This window comes from Pedobacter sp. AC212, from assembly GCF_979258625.1.
Genome location: NZ_OZ409870.1, coordinates 2,701,026 through 2,720,059, shown reverse-complemented (window position 1 = coordinate 2,720,059; position 19,034 = coordinate 2,701,026). Strand labels below are relative to the sequence as shown.

At 35.9% G+C, this 19,034-nt stretch carries 20 protein-coding genes; 7 read left to right on the top strand and 13 right to left on the bottom strand.

What is annotated here, in order from left to right:
- Positions 1 to 42 precede the first annotated feature (42 nt).
- From ACZZZC_RS11790 to ACZZZC_RS11780, 3 genes are all read right to left on the bottom strand, one after another.
- The gene (locus tag ACZZZC_RS11790; protein WP_463486128.1) at positions 43 to 405 is read right to left on the bottom strand and encodes a hypothetical protein; all 363 of its coding nucleotides are present in this window, start codon (positions 403 to 405) and stop codon (positions 43 to 45) included.
- 50 nt (positions 406 to 455) lie between these two features.
- On the bottom strand, positions 456 to 1,550 hold the full coding sequence (locus tag ACZZZC_RS11785) for an MBL fold metallo-hydrolase (RefSeq protein ID WP_463487292.1): 1,095 nt from the start codon (positions 1,548 to 1,550) through the stop codon (positions 456 to 458).
- A gap of 292 nt (positions 1,551 to 1,842) precedes the next feature.
- Complete coding sequence (locus ACZZZC_RS11780; RefSeq protein ID WP_463487291.1) at positions 1,843 to 3,195, bottom strand: Gfo/Idh/MocA family protein; 1,353 nt, start codon at positions 3,193 to 3,195, stop codon at positions 1,843 to 1,845.
- Between the two features lie 153 nt (positions 3,196 to 3,348).
- Here ACZZZC_RS11780 and ACZZZC_RS11775 point away from each other — a divergent pair, with 153 nt between their 5' ends.
- Positions 3,349 to 4,365 carry a LacI family DNA-binding transcriptional regulator gene (locus ACZZZC_RS11775; RefSeq protein ID WP_463487290.1) on the top strand — a complete coding sequence of 339 codons (1,017 nt, stop codon included), beginning with the start codon at positions 3,349 to 3,351 and terminating at the stop codon, positions 4,363 to 4,365.
- 25 nt (positions 4,366 to 4,390) lie between these two features.
- Here the strand turns inward: ACZZZC_RS11775 and ACZZZC_RS11770 are convergent, their stop codons facing one another.
- Positions 4,391 to 5,323 carry a helix-turn-helix domain-containing protein gene (locus ACZZZC_RS11770; RefSeq protein ID WP_463487289.1) on the bottom strand — a complete coding sequence of 311 codons (933 nt, stop codon included), beginning with the start codon at positions 5,321 to 5,323 and terminating at the stop codon, positions 4,391 to 4,393.
- Between the two features lie 100 nt (positions 5,324 to 5,423).
- On the opposite strand from ACZZZC_RS11770, the gene ACZZZC_RS11765 reads away from it, so the two are divergent.
- From ACZZZC_RS11765 to ACZZZC_RS11755, 3 genes are read left to right on the top strand one after another with little or no spacing between them, the layout of a single operon-like run.
- A complete protein-coding gene (locus ACZZZC_RS11765) occupies positions 5,424 to 6,635 on the top strand; it encodes a TonB-dependent receptor plug domain-containing protein (protein WP_463487288.1) in 1,212 nt (403 codons plus the stop codon).
- Positions 6,602 to 7,501: a TonB-dependent receptor plug domain-containing protein gene (locus tag ACZZZC_RS11760; RefSeq protein ID WP_463488237.1), complete on the top strand. Its 900-nt coding sequence runs from the start codon at positions 6,602 to 6,604 to the stop codon at positions 7,499 to 7,501. The genes ACZZZC_RS11765 and ACZZZC_RS11760 overlap by 34 nt, the downstream gene beginning before the upstream one ends.
- Positions 7,502 to 7,525: 24 nt before the next feature.
- On the top strand, positions 7,526 to 8,560 hold the full coding sequence (locus tag ACZZZC_RS11755; protein ID WP_463487287.1) for an HmuY family protein: 1,035 nt from the start codon (positions 7,526 to 7,528) through the stop codon (positions 8,558 to 8,560).
- Between the two features lie 340 nt (positions 8,561 to 8,900).
- Here the strand turns inward: ACZZZC_RS11755 and ACZZZC_RS11750 are convergent, their stop codons facing one another.
- From ACZZZC_RS11750 to ACZZZC_RS11730, 5 genes are all read right to left on the bottom strand, one after another.
- A complete protein-coding gene (locus ACZZZC_RS11750) occupies positions 8,901 to 9,080 on the bottom strand; it encodes a hypothetical protein (protein WP_010602585.1) in 180 nt (59 codons plus the stop codon).
- 183 nt (positions 9,081 to 9,263) lie between these two features.
- Entirely contained in the window at positions 9,264 to 9,848 is a 585-nt protein-coding gene (locus ACZZZC_RS11745; protein ID WP_463487286.1) for a biliverdin-producing heme oxygenase, read from the bottom strand.
- A gap of 83 nt (positions 9,849 to 9,931) precedes the next feature.
- Positions 9,932 to 10,348 (bottom strand): response regulator, encoded by a 417-nt coding sequence (locus ACZZZC_RS11740; protein ID WP_056849278.1) that lies wholly within the window; start codon positions 10,346 to 10,348, stop codon positions 9,932 to 9,934.
- Between the two features lies 1 nt (position 10,349).
- Positions 10,350 to 11,123: a sensor histidine kinase gene (locus ACZZZC_RS11735; RefSeq protein WP_463487285.1), complete on the bottom strand. Its 774-nt coding sequence runs from the start codon at positions 11,121 to 11,123 to the stop codon at positions 10,350 to 10,352.
- The gene (locus ACZZZC_RS11730; protein ID WP_463487284.1) at positions 11,065 to 12,561 is read right to left on the bottom strand and encodes a GAF domain-containing protein; all 1,497 of its coding nucleotides are present in this window, start codon (positions 12,559 to 12,561) and stop codon (positions 11,065 to 11,067) included. Before ACZZZC_RS11730 ends, ACZZZC_RS11735 begins: the two co-directional genes overlap by 59 nt.
- A gap of 146 nt (positions 12,562 to 12,707) precedes the next feature.
- Between ACZZZC_RS11730 and ACZZZC_RS11725 the strand changes: the two genes are divergently transcribed.
- A complete protein-coding gene (locus ACZZZC_RS11725; protein ID WP_463486119.1) occupies positions 12,708 to 13,076 on the top strand; it encodes a response regulator transcription factor in 369 nt (122 codons plus the stop codon).
- A 1-nt stretch (position 13,077) separates the two neighbouring features.
- Here ACZZZC_RS11725 and ACZZZC_RS11720 read toward each other — a convergent pair whose 3' ends face one another.
- The 3 genes from ACZZZC_RS11720 to ACZZZC_RS11710 form a co-directional block, all read right to left on the bottom strand.
- Positions 13,078 to 13,884: a mechanosensitive ion channel family protein gene (locus ACZZZC_RS11720; RefSeq protein ID WP_463486118.1), complete on the bottom strand. Its 807-nt coding sequence runs from the start codon at positions 13,882 to 13,884 to the stop codon at positions 13,078 to 13,080.
- Between the two features lie 9 nt (positions 13,885 to 13,893).
- A complete protein-coding gene (locus ACZZZC_RS11715) occupies positions 13,894 to 14,046 on the bottom strand; it encodes a hypothetical protein (protein ID WP_265801052.1) in 153 nt (50 codons plus the stop codon).
- Positions 14,047 to 14,157: 111 nt separating this feature from the next.
- On the bottom strand, positions 14,158 to 14,526 hold the full coding sequence (locus tag ACZZZC_RS11710) for a SpoIIAA family protein (protein ID WP_463486117.1): 369 nt from the start codon (positions 14,524 to 14,526) through the stop codon (positions 14,158 to 14,160).
- Between the two features lie 138 nt (positions 14,527 to 14,664).
- Here ACZZZC_RS11710 and ACZZZC_RS11705 point away from each other — a divergent pair, with 138 nt between their 5' ends.
- Entirely contained in the window at positions 14,665 to 15,783 is a 1,119-nt protein-coding gene (locus ACZZZC_RS11705; RefSeq protein WP_463486116.1) for an alpha/beta hydrolase, read from the top strand.
- Positions 15,784 to 15,835: 52 nt separating this feature from the next.
- Here ACZZZC_RS11705 and ku read toward each other — a convergent pair whose 3' ends face one another.
- Entirely contained in the window at positions 15,836 to 16,606 is a 771-nt protein-coding gene (ku, locus tag ACZZZC_RS11700; protein ID WP_463486115.1) for a non-homologous end joining protein Ku, read from the bottom strand.
- A 135-nt stretch (positions 16,607 to 16,741) separates the two neighbouring features.
- Here ku and ACZZZC_RS11695 point away from each other — a divergent pair, with 135 nt between their 5' ends.
- Positions 16,742 to 19,015 (top strand): glycosyltransferase family 4 protein, encoded by a 2,274-nt coding sequence (locus ACZZZC_RS11695; protein WP_463486114.1) that lies wholly within the window; start codon positions 16,742 to 16,744, stop codon positions 19,013 to 19,015.
- Positions 19,016 to 19,034 lie beyond the last annotated feature (19 nt).

The following is a 19,034-nucleotide window of genomic DNA, read 5'->3' as shown; positions in this document are numbered from 1 at the left end:
TTCGATTAATTTGCTGATTGGCGCAAAATTAATCAAACAACTTTAAATCCATTCATTTTCTTTAAAGTGAGTGTGAAGAATTTCAACTAACGTTTCTATCTCTTTCAATTTTGCTTCATCCAATTCTGAAATTTTCAATCCCAGTTTATCATCCCCAAAGCTAACAAGGGCTTGGTTTTTAAATGTGAAATCTTTGCTATTCAGCTTAAGTTCTACCTCGCTTCCATTGATGTACAATCCTACGAAAAACCTTTCAGTAACTTTAATGTCGTCGTATTGAATATTTTTTTCGCTGTAAAGATCGTAACCCGTTTCAGAATTTTCGTGTACAGTATAACCTCGAGTGGCATATGGTTGTACACTGGCTCTTATGGTTTGAAAAATTTCTACAAGATCGGTTTTCATATCAGTTGATTTTAGTTTTTAAACAGCAGAACTATATTTTTGTTTAAAATTTATTGATCAAGCCACCATTTGAAAGTTGGCATTTCAGTGTTTAAAATCACGGTTTCACCTAATTGAGGAGTAACAATTGGCATTTGTTTTTCATGGGCTGCATCGACCACTCTTTGTATAGAATCATCCCAAGGATGCATGGCTAAGCTGAATTTACCCCAGTGCACAGGCATTAGCACTTTTGCATTTAAATCAATCGCCGCCTGTACAGTTTCTTCGGGAAACATATGTATATGAGGCCAATAGGCATTGTATTGCCCACACTCGAGTAAAGCAATATCAAATGAACCGAACCTGGTTCCAATTTCTTTAAAATGATTATCGTATCCAGAATCTCCGCCCAGAAAAAGTTTCCAATTTTTATACTCCAGCACAAACGCCGACCAAAGTGTTTGATTACGTTTGAATTTTCGCCCTGTAAAATGCCTTGCCGGTACCGCTGTAAAGGTAATTCCATTCAACAAACTAGTAGTTTCATTCCAACACAACTCTTTAATCTTGTTTGGAGAAATTCCCCATCTTTCCAAATGTGAGCCCACCCCTATTGATGTAATAATGTTGGCGGTTTTGGGAGCCAATTTTATGATGCTTTGATAGTCCAAATGATCATAATGATCATGAGTGATTAAAATCACATCAAGATCTTTAAAATCTTCAGCTTTCACAAAGTCAGTCCCCGCGAAAGCTTTACTCCCAATAAAAGAAAATGGAGACGGTACCTGACTAAAAACTGGATCAACTAAAATCCTTAAACCATCCATTTTAATTAAATAAGAAGAGTGGCCAAACCAAATAATTTCTGGAGCAGCCGTTGCTGGTTTACTATTCAAATCCGGTTGGATATGTCTTAAAGATTTTTGAGGAATCTTATTTGGATGTTTATCGAACAAGAAAGCTTTCAGTACCTTGAAGAAACTTACGCCTTCAGGCTGCATTGGGGTGATCGATTGATTTTGTAAAGCACCATCACGATAATTGCTCAATTGATGGATTCTCTCAAGTCTTAATCCTCTTGGTAATCTTCCAAAAACAGGAAGGTTGGTGATCACTAAAAATAAGACGACAAATAAGAGTAAAAAATATAGCGCAATCATTAAGAAAAATTTTGGCCAATGTACGGATTAGATTGACCATCACTTCAATACTTAAGTCAGCGGAAAGCAAAATAAAAAGCCCCAGAAATGTTCTGGGGCCTTTGGCAATTTCAATAAAAATTAACTTTGAACGCTTTAAAGTGATAACTTTGATACCGGCTTAACATATAGCTTAGATAACTTATGTAATTCAAGTGAATTCATTTATTTGAAGTGCCATTAAACGGGAAGTGGTTATAACACTTCTCGTTTTACTTCATCACTTGCTTAGTGATCGCATAATCGCTTCCTATCAATAATCATCATTTTGAGCAAATATTGGCTTTCTGCTCATCCATTTGCCTCCTGTAAAATCTGGAAACTCCACTGTTTCGTTTCCTAGCTCTATTGATTGTTCACTTAACGGTGTAATGGCGCTCCAAGTTGCAGCGTCATAAACGTCAAGCGGTGTAGGTAGGTTCCTCTTGGCTGATTCGATGAACGCATTTATCACAAAGAAATCCATACCTCCATGTCCTGCACCCTGGGCATCATTTCCGTATTTTTTCCATAGCGGATGATCATACTTTTCCAGCCACTCTTTAGCATTATCCCAAGCATGTGGCTTGCTTATGCCTTCTACATAAATGCTTTTGTTCACATCCATCCATAAACCTTTTGTACCCTGAAAACGGAAACCTAAAGAATAAGGGCGTGGTAAATTAGTATCATGCTGCAAAATAATCGTTTCGCCGTTTGCACAATCAATTGTGGTCGTTACAATATCTCCTAATCTGAAATTCACTTTAGCATTCGGATGGTTTGTACCTCCTTTTTCAACAATATAGTTATGCAAGCCACGAGATTTGGTTGCAAAGGAATTTAGCTTCAAAAACCGGTTTCCCCTATTAATATCTATACATTGAGCAATCGGGCCGACACCGTGTGTAGGATATAAATCACCATTACGATGAACAGAATGGTTTGTTCTCCATTTGGCTTCTGAAAATCCTTTCTCCCCAAATTCCACCCCATGTCCGTATGGATTAACGCCATCGTTAAATTTAACTTCCCTTAAGTCATGCTGGTAACCGCCTTGAAAATGAATCATCTCCCCGAAAACACCCTGTCGAACCATATTCAATGCCGCAAGAACATCTCTCCGGTAACAAACATTTTCAAGCATCATCACATGTGCATCTCCTTTTTCAGCAGCGTGTACCACATCCCAATGATCTTGCAAGTTAATTCCCAACGATACTTCGGATCCTACGTATTTTATGCCTGCATCTATTGCACCGATTATCATGGGTTTATGCAGTTCCCATGGAGTAGAAATGATTACAGCTTTAATGCCCTTTAGTTCCAACATTTTTCTCCAGGCATTTTCATCACCTGTAAAAATCTTTGGCATTGGCTTACCGCTTTTCGCAACTATGGCTTTACTCATTGTTAACATCCTGTCGTCTATATCGCAGATAGCCACCAATTCTACATCATTTCTTTTCAAAAGCAATTCCAAATGATTTTGGCCCCTTAAACCTACTCCGATCATCACCACTTTAATTTTATCATCAACGGGTGATGCAAAAATAGATTGATCTGGAAGGGCTGCAAAAGCAGCAGTGGTTAGTCCTGCGTTTTTAACAAATTGTCTTCTATCCATAAAGCTCAAATATTTTATATTGGTTACCCATTAAAAGATATTCGAATGTATCGATATTTAAATCTTGATTATAGGAAATGGAGTAAAAAAACAACGCAAACGTTTGATTTATTTCGTAATATTACATCATGAAGAAATAGTTTAGCAGTCAAAATGCAATCCAAACCAACCACTATAAAAGAAATCGCCAGACTTTTGAACATTTCTCCTTCTAGCGTATCTAGAGGCTTACATGATCATCCCAGTATTGGAGCAGTAACAAGAGAAAAAATTAAGCAGTTGGCAAAATCACTAAATTATGAGCCAAATAATGCTGCAATTTTATTTCAAAAGGGCAAAACCTATACCATTGGTGTAATTTTACCTGAACTATCAGAGCATTTTTTCTCCACAGCTATATCTGCAATTGAAGATGAGGCATTAAAAAAGAATTATACTGTTATTTTTGCCCAATCGCATGATGATTATGATCAGGAAGTGAAATTGGTAGAAAAGATGAAAAATCAACGTGTTGATGGCTTGTTGGTTTCTATCAGTAAAGACACGTCAAAATTTGATCACTTTGAAAAATTAAATTCTTTTAATATTCCTGTGGTATTTTTCGACCGCATTCCTCCATTCAAAAATGTTCATTATGTAGCTTGCAGCTTAGAAAGCGCAACCGTTAAGGCTATAAATTACCTGCTTAAAAAAGGCCATAGAAGCATTGGAATGATAAATGGGCCGACCACCTTATTCGCGAGCGACGAAAGAAAAGATGGTTATATGCAAGCCATAACCTTTAACCGGCTGAAGTTCGATCCGTCTTCGATCGTTAATTGCGATTTAACTGAAAAAGGTACGATAGAAGCTGCAAATCAATTTTTAAATCATAAAAGGAAACCCACTGCAATTGTAGCCTTTAATGATTATGTTGCCTTATTTTTGATCAAATATTTTAAGAAACTCAATGTAATTAATGATTTTGACATTGTTAGTTATGCTAACTTACCCATTATAAGCTATATAGATCATTCTCCAGTTGCATCAGTAGAACAATATCCCTATTTACAGGGACAGAAGGCAGCAAACATTCTTCTCGATTTAATGAATAGTCCCAATTCAGAAAATCAAGCATTTTATAACACCATAGTAGAATCAGACCTAATTGTAAACGAAGGCAAAGATTAAACAACACAAACGTTTGCGTGGAGTTTTAGATTTTGTTCAAACTTCCTGGTAATATTTTATAAAGCTTTTTAAAAGCGTATATAAAGTGCTGTGGATTTTTATAACCTACTAAATACGATACCTCACTTACACTTTTTTTATCCTGAGTTAGGAAATGGTAAGCCTGTTCCATTCTAATTTTATACAAATAACCAAATACGGTATATCCCGTAATTTCTTTAAAACCACGTTTAAGCTTGTAATCGTTTATACCAACCTTTCTTGCTAACTCGACAAGCGAATGCGGTTTTTGGAGATCAGACTCCACCAGCTTCTTTGCTAATAGAATTTTATCCACATCATCTTTCTTAATAAGAAAGCTCTCTGGCTTATGTTGCTGATCGATATAGTATATAATCAGTTCAAAAATTTTAGATTCGATAAACAACCGATTTGCTCTACCAGCATATTTTGAATTGATAATGGATTGAAAGAGTAGCTCCATTTCTGGTGTTACCGTTTTTTCTTTTGGAAATGATTCTGCTTCGAATGTTTTATTTGCGATTCTTTGATAATAGGATGAGGTAAGTTGAATATATAAATATTTAACCTTTCCATTAATATGGAGTATGGTATTGTTTAATTGCCCAAAAGCAATAGACTGTTGATTAGCGTTTATAATGACCGGGTCACTTGCTTCATCGGCCTTATTAATAAAAAGTACTCCTTCGATGCAATACAGGAAGCCAATATTTTCTTGAGCTGAGCTGTATCTAAAATCTTTAGGCTGATTGGTTTCAATGTCTGCAACAGTAACATGGATGCCTTCAAACCATTTCTCGCTGATTTTTATTTGATAATCAGCATTCGCTATTTCGCTACTGTGTTCATCAATATCATTTGCAACTTCAAAATTATATGGATAGGTATTTGAATAAATAGGTTCTTCTGTAGCATAGTCTGATATTTTAATTCCCATTTTTTTAATCCGTATCACGGCATTAATTATCCGTTTGGCGTTATCTGATGTTTCTGATTATCGACAAATTTGCACAATTATTTATAATTAGTCTAAATAAATGAAAATATATTTATCCATCTTTTTGATGTTTTTTGGATTTTTAACTGTTGCTCAGGAAATTAGAACAGATACCACCAAGGCAACTGAATTGAAAGATGTTGTGGTTACTGGTCAGTTTGGTCCTCAATCGTTAAAAAATTCAGTTTACAATGTGCGAACGATTAGTGCAGAAAAAATTCGTTTACGTGGAGCTGTTAACTTACAGCAAGTTTTAAATACCGAATTAGGTTTCAGGTTTAGTAATGATTTAACATTGGGAACAACCGATGTAACCATAATGGGCATGACAGGTAGAAATGTTAAGGTTTTACTGGATGGCGTACCCACGATTGATCGATCGGATACAAGGGAAAGTTTAAACCAAATTGATATTAATACCATTGAACGTATTGAAATTGTTGAAGGGCCAATGTCGGTTGTTTACGGGGCTGATGCCTTAGCTGGTGTGATTAATATTATTACCAAACGTGCTGGAAAATCGGTGTTAAATATCACAGCAAGATTGCAGGAGGAAACTGTTGGAAACGAGTACAAAGCATTTTCGGACAAAGGAAATCACGTTCAAAATATTGGGTTAAGTTGGCAAAACAACGGCTGGAGTGCCTTGCTTGGCGTAACGCATAACGATTTTGCTGGCTGGAACATTAAACCAAGCACTACTTCCAGAGACATTGTTGATCAGGATTTAGCGAGTGGCAATCGGTGGAAACCAAAAGAGCAGTGGCTTGCCAATACAAAGATTGGGTATAGAAATAAAGATTTTAATATTTTGTACAGATTGGATGGTTTGCGGGAAGAAATTATTAGCCGTGGCGGTATGAATACACTGAATTACATTGCTGAATGGCAGACTTATAAAACCAAGCGTTACACCAATCAATTACAATCTGAATGGAGATTTAGTAATTCATTACAATTAACTGCCATAGTTGGTTATTCAGATTTGAAACGTTTAACCAGAACCATTAATCACAATTTCAGTACAGGTGCAGATGTGCTCAGTACCGAACAAGGAAAGCAGGATACTGCCAAATTTAACTCCACTATTTTTAGGGCCACAGCACAGTATATTTTAAATTCCAAAATTTCCTTTCAACCAGGTTTTGAATTTAACAGAGATGCAGCAAGTGGACAACGAATTAATGGTTCGCCAGTAATAATGATTATGCGCTTTTTATTTCATCAGAGATTAAACCTATTGAAGGGATAAATATCAGGCCGGGATTAAGATTTGTCAAAAATTCGGTGTACCCCGCTCCTCCTGTTATTCCATCACTAAACACCAAGTTTGTTTTAAGCAAAAATTTCGATTTGAGATTGGCTTACGCCCGTGGCTTTAGATCGCCAGCACTGAGAGAGTTATACTATGATTTTGTTGATGCCAGTCATAACATTATTGGTAATCCAAATTTAAAAGCTGAAGAGTCAAATAGTTTTAATGGCTCATTAACCTGGGCGGGACTAAAACTTGACAATTTACAAGTCAGATCAACCTTGGCAGGATTCTATAATCTTTTTAAAAACCGAATCTCATTTGCCCAATCGGCACAAGATGCAACGATGACTACGCTATTTAATGTAACAAAATTTAAAACTGCAGGATTTACCTTAGACAATACCATCATCTATAAAAATTTGAACGCAACCATTGGTGCATCCTACATCGGCAGATATAATGAACAATTAGAAAATAATCCCGAGTTGCCAATACCTGAATTTTCCTGGTCGCCTGAAATTACCGCAACGATCTTATACAGCTTTCCAAAAATTAGAGGAAACATCAGTCTATTCTATAAATATTCAGGCGCTGTTCCGAGTTATCAAAGTGTAAATACCAATATTATGGACTACCAATTGGTTGAGATTGGTGGGTTTAGCTTAGCAGATTTGATGTTGAACAAAAGCATTTACAAATGCATCACCATCAATGCAGGTGTTAAAAACCTGTTTAATGTAACCCGTTTGAGCAATACTTCAACCGCATCTGGAGGCGCACATAATACGGGTGGTGGTGCAGTACCCTATAGCTATGGCCGCTCTTATGTCTTTGGCTTAACTTTTAACTGGAACAAATAATTTTTAAACACAATATATAAGAACATGAATAAACTTAACTCAATGATTGCGATTGCTGCTTTGGCGATAACTTTTACGGCTTGCAAAAAAGATAGCGAAGAACCTATAATTATAGTGCCACCTTCTGATGGAAGTACATTAACCCTTAGCGGTAAAACTGCTGAATCAAATTACGCAAATATCGTTTATGCTGATTTGAGTACGGATAAAGCGACAGCTGTTGACAGGAAAAGTTTCAATTTTGGATTAACTTCAGATAGTAGATTTAGAGTTGTCCTAAATGCAGCATACCAAACAACTGCTGTATCTACCTCAAAAAGTGATATCTCTGCTGTGACAGTAGCAGATCCGGGAACCTCAGTAAACTTGAATCATGACATCACCGACCCCACAACTGTTTCACTTGTTGATAACTGGGATGGTGACGTTACTAAAACAGCAATCCCTGAAATAAGCGCTGTTGATGCGGAGAATAAAGTGTTCTTAATCAGTTTTGAAGGAAGCAAAGAAAAAGAAAAGTGGTTTAAAGTTAGGATTACCGGTAATGGAGCTGGCTATAAAATTCAATATGCAAGATTAAGTGAAACAGCCATTAAAACTTTGGATGTTGCAAAGAATGCTGATTATAACCTGGTTTTCGTTTCACTAGAGAGTAATAAAGCTGTAAGTGCTGAATCTAGAAAAACAGAATGGGATTTTGCCTGGAGTTATGGAACATACAATTCTGGCTTAGGTTCACCATATTGGTTTCAAGATTATATCGCGATTAACAATCTAACGGGTGTTTCTGCAGCGGAAGTTCTAAATACAAGCACATTAACATATTCATCCTTCGCCGAATCAAATCTATCAACTTTAACTTTTTTGACGACCAGAGATGCCATAGGAAGTAAGTGGAGATCAACTACAGGGACAGGTATTAAAACTGACCGTTTCTATGTTATTAAAGATGGTGCTGGTAATATTTATAAACTAAGATTTGTAAGTATGGGTGTTGGAAGCGATGGTGGTGAGCGTGGAAAACCTGTATTTGAATATAAGTTGGTTAGAAAAGGTTAGCTTGAATTATTTGCGCTCAAATTAAAAAATATGTTTTGTTAGTTGGATAGATGCTCCCCGCGATGGGGAGCTTTATCTTTTATAGGGCTTCGGGTTAATTGTTGGATGCTCTATTATTGCATTGTCACATGTTAATTCCCAAACTGTCTTTTAAAGTTACAATCTCTAACAAGCAAATTGCCTGTTAGCGTTAGTCACGTTACAAACTGCAAACTAATAATTAAGATTTGCTCCTCTGTTGCAGATAGTAAGTTTGGGATAACGATAGCTGCTCAAAATGCACTAAACGCAAAAAGGGCTCCGGCATACCGAAACCCTTTTTGTTCTTACTCGCGAAATATTATTTTCCAGAGTTTTTCTTGTCAGTTACTTCTGCACGGATTTCTTGTGCTAAAACTTTAAGATCTTGCATTGCTTTACGCACACGAGTACCAGCAGCTGCATTGCCAGCATTATAAAATTTTTCTACATCTGCTTCAATCGCAGCAACAGCAGCTTTAACTTTTGAGAATTTTTCCATCGCTAATTGATGTTTTTAAGGTTTAAAAAATTTATTTTTTTCAATAATACATATTTACCTTGAATTAACAACAGAAAGCAAATTTTAATTTGAAAGAAGTTTTGCACATTCTAACAATCAAAAAAATGCCTTAGCAGTATTATAGATGTATTTTTTTGATTTTATCAGGCCGAATTTGAAAACCTAATTAAGCTGTTTTGATAACTTGATCAAATTATTAAAGGTTTCATTAGCGCTTCTAACGCATCGCTCGTAATCAGCACTTATAACACTTTCATTCAGTATAGTTACAAAATTTTTCCATTTTGAACCTAACTCTTCCCCATAAACACCATAATAGTTTAAACCGCCTTCGTGATTAGAAAAATTAGGGTTAGCCAAAATATGCTTTTTAATTACGTTTCCGCCCAGTGTAGCGCCTTCCAGCACATATAATGCGCCTAATACTTCTGCATTATTTTTTTCAGGCACAAATAATTCGAAGTTAAGCGCTGGCAAAGTCAAACTATCAATTTGCCAATACGCCAGGTCCTTTTCCAACGCAGCTAACTTTAGTCTGTTCTTCATATCCAATCGATCAGCCAAATCAGTATCTAACATATTGGCTAACTTATTTTCTAATTTTTGATGTATAATGTAATTAATGGTTAATAGTTTTTTATAGTTTTCAATGCTTAATGTATTGTTCATAATTTCATTTACAAACATTAAAGATTCTAATGCCGCATGATTTTCAGCGGTTTCCGTTCTCAATAAATTGGCAATCATATTTAGGTGATATCTAAAAGTAAATTGTAAAAAAGAAAAGATTCGGATTGAAGCCCGAATCTTTATTGTTATATCTAAAAAAATTAATTTAAACGTAAATGCTGGTTAAACCAAAAGTCGTGTACGGAGTGTACACATTTCAGTAAGTTATCGTAGCCATCGGGTTTTGTTAAATAAGCATTGGCACCAAACTCTATTGATGCTTTTACATCATCCGGATGATCTGAGGTGGAGAATAAAATCACCGGAACAGATTTTAAGTAAGGAATATCTCTAATAAATTTCAATAAATCTAACCCAGACAAACCTGGTAAGTTTAAATCCAATAAAATTAATTTCGGTTTGGTTTTAGTATCAGCGAAAGCCTGCAATTTTTCCAAAGCCTCTTTTCCGTCTTCTACAATACTCAGATTTAGCGTTTCTTTAACTTCTTGTACGGCGTTCTGCATAAAAAATGCATAATCCGTATCATCTTCTACATAAAATATGTCTGGCGTCATTCTATTTATTTTTAAAAGCCACATAGAAAGTTGAACCTGCATGGAGTTTGCTTTCAAACCAAACCCTACCGTTATGTCTTTCAACTATTCTTTTTACAATGGCTAAACCCACACCTGTTCCCTCAATATCCTTAACATTTTCCATGCGCTTAAAAAGCTCAAAGACTCTGTCGTAATAACGGTTATCAATTCCCATACCATTATCTTTAATCGTATAAATAGTTTCTCCACCATCTATAACAGCACTCACTTCAATTTTAGGGCTTTTAACCATTGACGAGTATTTTACAGCATTGCTGATAAGATTTGTAAAAACTTGAGCGATCATTGTTTTATCACCTTTCAGATCAACCAATTGCCCTAAAATCAATTCGGCATTGTCTGCTTTAAAAGCCGACCAGACTTCAGCGCTAACCTCAGCTAACAACGATTGCATATTTACCGTCTCAAAAACGATTTCAGAACGGCCTACACGAGCTAAATTTAAAATCTCCTTGATTAGAAAATTCATTTTGTTAGCACTGTTAACAATCCTATCCAGCATGCTCTTTCCCTTATCATCCAGCGTTTTGTTTTTCAACATCAGCTCTGCATAGGTTTTTATAGAGGTAAGCGGTGTTCTCAAATCGTGAGAAATGGTATAACTAAAAGTATCCAGTTCCTCATAAGCTGATTGTAGTTTCTCATTTAACAATCTAATCTCGTTGGCTTTCTTATTAATGTGAGCAACGATAATTTCCCGGATGCGCAAAACGGAAGTAATCTCTTCCGGCATCCATTTCTTCGGATGTATTATTAACCACTTCAGACCAAGTTTCGAAAGACTTTCTTGGAGATAGACTCGCTAATCCATCCACAAAAGCGGTTACGGGTTTATCAGGATTTCCTGCCCAATTAACGGTAGATATTTGTTCTGGCTTAAACCAGATCATGATTTCAACGGGATCTTTACTTAGCGAACATGCCAAGATTCCAGATGCTATATCTTTATACTTTTTCGCTGGATGAAAAATTTCGGAAAGCCGATGCGTATAGTAAATCGATTCGTCGCTATTATCTTTAAGCCAGGCGACTAACTCCCATATCGACTCATCATCCGGAACTTCACCAATTGTTTTTAGCTCGTTTTCGAAAACAATCGCCACACCGGTTCCATGAGTAACATTCAGTAACGTTTCATCGTAATTGGTTAGTGCTTCAACTAGATACTTATCTCGATTGAGGTGTTCAGATAGTACATTCGCAGTGTTGTTGAATAATTCTACTGTTTCCGAATTTTCTTCTTCCTGTCTGTATTCCAATGCAGAAGACAAAATTTCGCCAATGAGCTTAGCGCCTTCGCGAGCTTTATAATCTATAAATTTAGGACTATAATTATGACAAGCAATCAAACCCCATAACTCGCCATTTGCGATTAACGAAATACTAAAGCTCGAATACACCCCCATATTTTTTAAATATTGGATATGGATAGGCGAAACAGCTCGCAAACTTCCGTTAGTTAAATCTAATGCGGTGGCTTCGTTGAAAGTTATTATAGGAGAATCATCGGTATTAACATCTGCAATTAGGCGTGTTAAATTTAGCTTATACAATTCTCTTGCTTGTTTCGGAATATCTGTCGCTGGATAATGTAAACCAAAAAATGGCTCTAAATGATCTTCCCTTTCTTCGGCTACTACTTCTCCGTGTCCATCATCTAAAAACTTATAAATCATGATACGATCATAACCAATAAGCTTTTTAACTTCGGAAGCGGCTCCTTTTAATAAGGCTGATACCGATTTACCTTGCAGCATTGCAGAGGCCGATCTGCCAACTAAACTTTGAATATCATATTGTAAACTTACTGGCTCAAATTCTAAAAGCCAATCGTTAACTGAAGTATTTATAATAAGATAAAATGGCTTTTCGTTTATTGCAATGGGATATGGACTAATGGCATCGAAACTTTTCCTAATCACCCCTAACTTTAATAAGTTTTCGATATTAAAATCAGGTTCATGAGCGAAATGATTTGACAATACCGAAATAGGCTGATCCAATAAATTTTTAGCTGGCGTAGAAAGATAATCGCTTGTGTTCTCACTTATATAGGTGATAGTGAAATCAATTTTATTGATAGCGATTAAAAAACCATGCGACTGAATTTTGCCGGGAATGTGAATAGGCTCTTTATCACAATTGGTTAAATCAACAGAAAATTTATTCATAGGATGTATTAGCACTTACAAAAGTATTAGAATTTTCTAAATGGCAAATATTACTGTTCTTTTAGAATGACTCTAATTTGCTATATTCAGTTTAGAGATTTATTTTTTATTTTATCTTTGTTCAAAATTTAAAAATCATCCCAACCTTGTCAAAAAAGAACATTCTGGTTATAGAAGATAACCATGCAATTTTAGATGTTATTACTCTTATCTTAGAAAGCGAAGCTTTTAATGTAGCGGGGTTAAACAAAGGCGCAGATTTTATTGAGCATGTATCCGAGTTTAATCCAGATGTTATCATCATGGATATCATGCTGCCGGATATTGACGGAAGAGTTCTTTTGAAAGAATTGAAAGAGAAAGACTCAACCAGCCATATTCCTGTGTTAATGATTTCCGCCCGTTATAATGCCACCAATTACACACTTGATGGGGTTTCTGCCGATGACTTTATGGCGAAGCCGTTTAATATTGATGAGCTGATGGATAAGATTTATGCACTTCTGAAAGCATAAATTAGTCTGGCATTCCAGGTAATTTTACCCCGCCATTTTTTAAATTTTTCATTAACTCTTGCTGAAAAGATAACTTTGTATCCATAAACCCATGAGCTTTCACCCAAATGTTCATGGCCACTTTGTAACCACTATCTTCTAAAGTCGATACCCCTATTCTACGTTCTGGAGTGTTGAGGCATTTTTTAAATTCGTCAACCGTTTGGTTAAAAACTTTGACTATTTGCTCAAATTCAATCCCATAACTAAACTTAATTTCAATATCTAGCCTTCTTACGCCTTCTTTGCTGATGTTGATGATTACTTCATTCGATAATTTACTGTTCGGTATTACTACTGATCTATTGTCGAAAGTTTTCACAATGGTATAGAAAATCTGTATTGATTTTACTGTACCTTCCTGCCCCTGAGCGATAATATTATCGCCTACTACAAACGGTTTTAGCAATAGTATCAGCACCCCACTTGCAAAATTTTGTAAAGTACCTGATAGCGCTAAACCGGCGGCTACTCCTATACCACCCACTAATACAGTTAAAAATGTCAGTTGGATTCCGATAATTTGCATTACGGTTAAAACCAAAAGCACTCTTAACGTAATGATGATTAGACTAGTAAGAAATGGTGTTAATGAAGGGTTTACTGCCCTCCGCGTCATTGCTGCTTTTGACCATTTACTAAAAATTTTAATAAGCCATAAACCAACAATTAATACAGCAATACCTAAAAGAACAGCCGGACCTTTCGCTATTACCCAATCAAAAATTTTATCGTAAAACCGATTAATATTATCCGAATCTATCTTCATAAATTAAACTCACTTACTTTTGTCTTTGTTAGGCGACTCCTTACTCACATCTACTTTTTTAGCGTCTTTTGCCGAAGTAACCTTTTCATCGGCTCCTTTTGCTTTTTCATCTTTTGGTGCAGTAGCTTTGCTTTTTTCTGCCGAAGTTTTTGAATTTTTCATCTGTTTTTAATTATTTAAGTTAACAAAACCCTACTCACTGCATGCGCCAACTAAATTACTCATCCCGATTGTGGCGTGAAATAGAGCGGATTTCATAGTTGAATATTTAATTTAGTTATCAGTAATTAACCACGCTTTGGCTTCTTCTAGTTCATCTGGTTTAAAACCTTTTGATGAACCTGGAGTTGCTATTGAGAATGCATCTGAAAACCATTCTACACTTTTCTCGTGGCTTAAAACAGCTATTTTTTTCCATTTAGTGAAATTTTGTAACCCCGCCTTAGCATCTTGAACCCAGGCACCAGCGGTAAAATTCTTTACATCAGTTTCCAACACCAATAAATACCTTATTTCGTCAAATCGATCTGCCGTTCGTTTTAAGCCGGGTAACAATACGTTCTTCAAATCATCACTGGTAACTTCGCCGGTAGCCCTCACACCAAATACATTATCGGGTAACCCTGTAATTTCTGTTAACATATTATTTAGTTTTTTATAGAACAAGTTAATTGGTGTAGATGTTTGGAAAGCGATTAAATTCTAAAAGGTTGTGTGTAAAACCAAACTCTAACTTCCTGATAACGTTATAGAAGAAGCATTTATAAAAAAAAGTATCCTATGAAAACCAATTTATTAAAGTTGTCATCTGCCCTTTGTGCGCTGGCGATGTCACTATCTGCCTGCACCAGTGGAGATAAAACAACAAACACTACAGATTCTGTAATGGCCGATTCGTCAACTGTCGTAGCGTTGAAACCAGCCGGTCCTCCGCCAGAGTGGGGTAAAACAATTAAACCGGAAATGCAAACTGTAATTGAAAAACTAGCGAGTTATGGAGATCAGCCTTTGGAAACCTTAGATCCAGCTGCTGCTCGTAAAAACCATACGCCAACCGATGCCGTTATGGATTTAGTAAAGCAAAATGAGATCAAAGTTCCAGCACCTAAAGTTGATACCAGCGGTAAGGACATCAATGTTGCTGGTGGAAAAATTCATGTTCGCATTTACACTCCTAAAGCCGGAAATGGTCCATATCCAGTGATTGTTTATTATCATGGTGGCGGTTTTGTTATTGCCAACTTAGATGTTTACAATGCCTCTGCACAGGGATTAGCAGAACAGGTTAATGCTGTAGTGGTATCCGTTGCTTACAGGCTTGCTCCAGAGAATAAATTCCCGACGGCGCACAACGATGCGTTTGCAGCCTATGAATGGGTAGTCAAAAATGCAGTTAGCTTAAAAGGTGACCCAGCGAAAATTGCTGTTGTTGGCGAGAGTGCCGGTGGTAATTTAGCAGCGAATGTATCTATTACGGCAAGAGATAAAAATATAATGATCCCTTTACACGAGGTTTTGATTTATCCTATTGCACAATCAAATATGGATACAGAATCTTATAAGCTTTATGCCAATGCTAAACCATTAAATAAAGCAATGATGGGTTGGTTTACAGAAAAATACTTAACCACAATGATTGAAGCACAAAATCCAAAAATTTCGCTGGTAAATGCAAATCTAAAAGGCTTACCTCCTACCACTATCATCACTGCAGAAATTGATCCTTTGCATGATGATGGAACAATATTAGCCAATAAACTAGCTGAAGCTGGCGTGAAGGTGAATAGCAGAAATTATGAAGGCGTAACACATGAATTTTTCGGAATGGCCCTTGTTGTTCCAGAAGCTAAAGCGGCTCAAGCTTATGCAGCAGAACAGTTAAAGGCTGCCTTCAAATAAGATAACGAAAAAAGGAGGCGATAAGGCCTCCTTTTTTTTCATTCCAACACACTTAAGCTCCTTTTTTTGATCCCAAACTTTGCATCAATTGATCATATAAATCATCGCTCGTCGCTTTTTGTGGTTTCATTTTCTTTACTGTGGCTCGTTTGCCTTTGGCTTTTGCCTTAATTATTTTTAACAATTCTTCGCTGTAGTCATCTTTAAAAGCACTTAAATCAAATTCCGAACTATATTGTTTAATCAGCGCTAAACCGACGTCCATCTCCTTTTTAGTAATTGTGATGTCCGTTACTTTATTAATGTCTGATAAACTTCTAATCTCTTGTTCAAACCGAATTTTGGTAATTACAATTACACCTTCCATAGGATGAATAACGCAAAGGTTTTCGGTATTTCTTAAAACAAACCGAGCTACACCGGCTTTGCCAGATTTTTCTAATGCTTTTAATAGCAGTGCATAAGCCTTTCGACCCTGCTTCTCTGGTTCTGTATAATATGAGGTTTCGTAATAAATAGGATTTATCTCTTTGATATCGACAAAATTTTCGAGTTCAATAATTTTAGTTTTTTCCGGTGAAGCTTCTTCGAAATCGTGTTTATCTAAAATAATGTATTTGTCTTTAAGAAAATGTCCTTTAACAATTTTATCAAAAGGTACTTCCTTATGCGTTTTATCATTTACACGCATGTACCTAATTTTTTCATGATCGCGTTCATCAAGCATATCAAAATCCAGGTGCGTAGTTTGCACTCCTGAAAACAATTTTACAGGAATATTAACTAAACCGAATCCAATTGAACCTTTCCAAATCGATCTCATAGCAATAATGTTTAAATTTTATAGGTAACAAGACGATAATTCATATTGTTTTGTCATAATCAACAGAAATCTATCGAAAACAAAACCATTTACCATTGGCTATGTTAAATAAGGTATATCAACCTATTAGTACTTATGAAGATTGCATACATATCCACTTATCCTCCACGCGAATGCGGGTTAGCAACATTCAATCAGAATTTAGTTAACGCTTTAAGCTTAAACTCTTCTTATGATGCTCAAAATAGTTTCGTTGTTGCATTAAATGAATCAGATAATCTTGATGAGCATGCCTATCCGAAGGAAGTTAAGTTTGTAATAAGACAGCAGAATCAGCAAGATTATTTAGAAGCTGCAGATTTCATAAATAACAGTGATATCGAAACCTGCATCATCGAACACGAATTTGGAATTTATGGTGGTAATAGCGGGGTATTTTTACTCTCATTTATCAACAGATTAAAAAAGCCTTTTATTACCATCCTGCATACGGTATTAAAAGAACCCAATTTCATGCAGCAAACCATTATTAAAGAGATTGCATTAAAATCTTCGAAAATAGTGGTGATGAGTAAAAAAGCAGTTTTATTTTTAACCAGCATTTACCAAATTCCACAATCATCAATAAAATTAATTGAACATGGCGTTCCAGATCTGGAGCCTATTTTAAATAATGAAGTTGCTCAAAGTGAATTATTTAGAAACAGGAAAGTGCTATTCACCTTTGGCTTAATTAGTCGTAATAAGGGATTAGAAACGATGATAAAGGCGCTTCCGAGCATCGTTGCCCAACATCCTGATGTTTTATATGTGATTTTAGGAAACACACATCCGGGTGTTGTTAAACATAATGGAGAGGAATATCGCGATAGCCTTAAAGCTTTAGCTAAAGAGCTGGGTGTGGAAAATAACATTGCATTTGTAAATAAATTTGTTTCTGAAGAAGAATTACATCAATATTTAACTGCCTGCTACATTTATGTTACCCCGTATTTAAATGAAGCGCAAATCACCAGTGGAACACTATCATATGCTATTGGAGCAGGTGCAGCTGTAGTTTCTACTCCGTATTGGCATGCGCAAGAATTACTTGCAGATAACAGAGGTAAGTTGTTCGATTTTAAAAACGATGAGCAGCTAGCAAATGTAGTAAATGAATTATTAAATGATCAAAATAAGCATCAACAACTTAAATCAAATGCATACCAATATGGGTTAAATTTAAGGTGGCCAGCTATTGGAGATGTTTACATGAACGTTTTAGAGGAGGCATTATTCGCAGGCCAGAAACCATCTAGAGTTGTGCCGCCGATTATTGATGTTGAAGGAATGCCGGCTCTAAATTTAAGTCATATTTCTTTGTTGACTGATGATACAGGAATTATACAGCATGCCCGTTTTGGAATTCCGAATTTGAAGGAAGGATACTGTATAGATGATAATGCCAGAGCATTAATTATGGCTTTAATGGCTTTTGAGCAAGATAAAAATCAAAAAGCCCTGAAGCTAATTCCAGTCTATTTAAGTTTCATTCAATACATGCAGCGGGAAGATGGAAATTTTAGGAATTTTTTAAGCTTTAACAGAAATTATCTGGATGAAGTTGGATCTGAAGATTCGTTTGGTCGTACCATTTGGTCATTAGGTTATTTAATAAATGTCGCCCCAAATAACTCTTACCGAGAATTCGGAAGAGAATTATTCTCACATTCCGTTTCTCATTTTAAAAGTTTGAAATATTTGAGAGGCCAGGCTAACACCATCATTGGAGTAGCTTATTATTTAAAAACCCACCATGGTGATGAATTACTAATCAATGAAATTAACACCTTGGCAAATACACTTAAACAAGCGTATAACATTAATAAAGATGGCGAATGGCATTGGTTTGAAGATATTTTGACTTACGATAACGCCATTTTACCGTTGGCACTTCTTCATCACTATGAGGCTACCGGTAATATAGAATCGTATAAAATCGCTATGGAAAGTATTGAATTTTTAAATAAGTTTTCTTTCGAAAATGGTTATCTAAATCCTGTTGGGAATGATGGTTGGATGAAAAAGCATGGTAAAAATCCAATATATGATCAACAAGCTATTGAAACAATGGCGATGGTTTTGCTTTATGCCAAAACCTACGAGATTACCAAAGAAGAGAAATACCTTGACTTAATGCAGGTAAGTTACGAGTGGTTTTTAGGCAAAAACAGCCTCCACATTCCTCTGTACGATTTCGAAACCCATGGCTGTGCCGATGGCTTACAGTTTAACAGTGTGAATAGAAATCAAGGCGCTGAAAGTACGTTAGCTTATTTTATCTCCCACCTAGCCGTATTAAAGGCTGCCGAAGCTGAATATGCAACATTATCTTCTCCATTAGTAGAAAATGAAAAAGTAGAAAAATAGACTGTTCGAGCAAATAAAA

Coding starts and splice junctions, on each gene's coding strand:
- ACZZZC_RS11790 (WP_463486128.1), bottom strand. CDS start 405: ATGAAAACCGATCTTGTAGAAATTTTTCAAACCATAAGAGCCAGTGTA.
- ACZZZC_RS11785 (WP_463487292.1), bottom strand. CDS start 1,550: ATGATTGCGCTATATTTTTTACTCTTATTTGTCGTCTTATTTTTAGTG.
- ACZZZC_RS11780 (WP_463487291.1), bottom strand. CDS start 3,195: ATGGATAGAAGACAATTTGTTAAAAACGCAGGACTAACCACTGCTGCT.
- ACZZZC_RS11775 (WP_463487290.1), top strand. CDS start 3,349: ATGCAATCCAAACCAACCACTATAAAAGAAATCGCCAGACTTTTGAAC.
- ACZZZC_RS11770 (WP_463487289.1), bottom strand. CDS start 5,323: ATGGGAATTAAAATATCAGACTATGCTACAGAAGAACCTATTTATTCA.
- ACZZZC_RS11765 (WP_463487288.1), top strand. CDS start 5,424: ATGAAAATATATTTATCCATCTTTTTGATGTTTTTTGGATTTTTAACT.
- ACZZZC_RS11755 (WP_463487287.1), top strand. CDS start 7,526: ATGAATAAACTTAACTCAATGATTGCGATTGCTGCTTTGGCGATAACT.
- ACZZZC_RS11750 (WP_010602585.1), bottom strand. CDS start 9,080: ATGGAAAAATTCTCAAAAGTTAAAGCTGCTGTTGCTGCGATTGAAGCA.
- ACZZZC_RS11745 (WP_463487286.1), bottom strand. CDS start 9,848: ATGATTGCCAATTTATTGAGAACGGAAACCGCTGAAAATCATGCGGCA.
- ACZZZC_RS11740 (WP_056849278.1), bottom strand. CDS start 10,348: ATGACGCCAGACATATTTTATGTAGAAGATGATACGGATTATGCATTT.
- ACZZZC_RS11735 (WP_463487285.1), bottom strand. CDS start 11,123: ATGCCGGAAGAGATTACTTCCGTTTTGCGCATCCGGGAAATTATCGTT.
- ACZZZC_RS11730 (WP_463487284.1), bottom strand. CDS start 12,561: ATGAATAAATTTTCTGTTGATTTAACCAATTGTGATAAAGAGCCTATT.
- ACZZZC_RS11720 (WP_463486118.1), bottom strand. CDS start 13,884: ATGAAGATAGATTCGGATAATATTAATCGGTTTTACGATAAAATTTTT.
- ACZZZC_RS11715 (WP_265801052.1), bottom strand. CDS start 14,046: ATGAAAAATTCAAAAACTTCGGCAGAAAAAAGCAAAGCTACTGCACCA.
- ACZZZC_RS11710 (WP_463486117.1), bottom strand. CDS start 14,526: ATGTTAACAGAAATTACAGGGTTACCCGATAATGTATTTGGTGTGAGG.
- ACZZZC_RS11705 (WP_463486116.1), top strand. CDS start 14,665: ATGAAAACCAATTTATTAAAGTTGTCATCTGCCCTTTGTGCGCTGGCG.
- ku (WP_463486115.1), bottom strand. CDS start 16,606: ATGAGATCGATTTGGAAAGGTTCAATTGGATTCGGTTTAGTTAATATT.
- ACZZZC_RS11695 (WP_463486114.1), top strand. CDS start 16,742: ATGAAGATTGCATACATATCCACTTATCCTCCACGCGAATGCGGGTTA.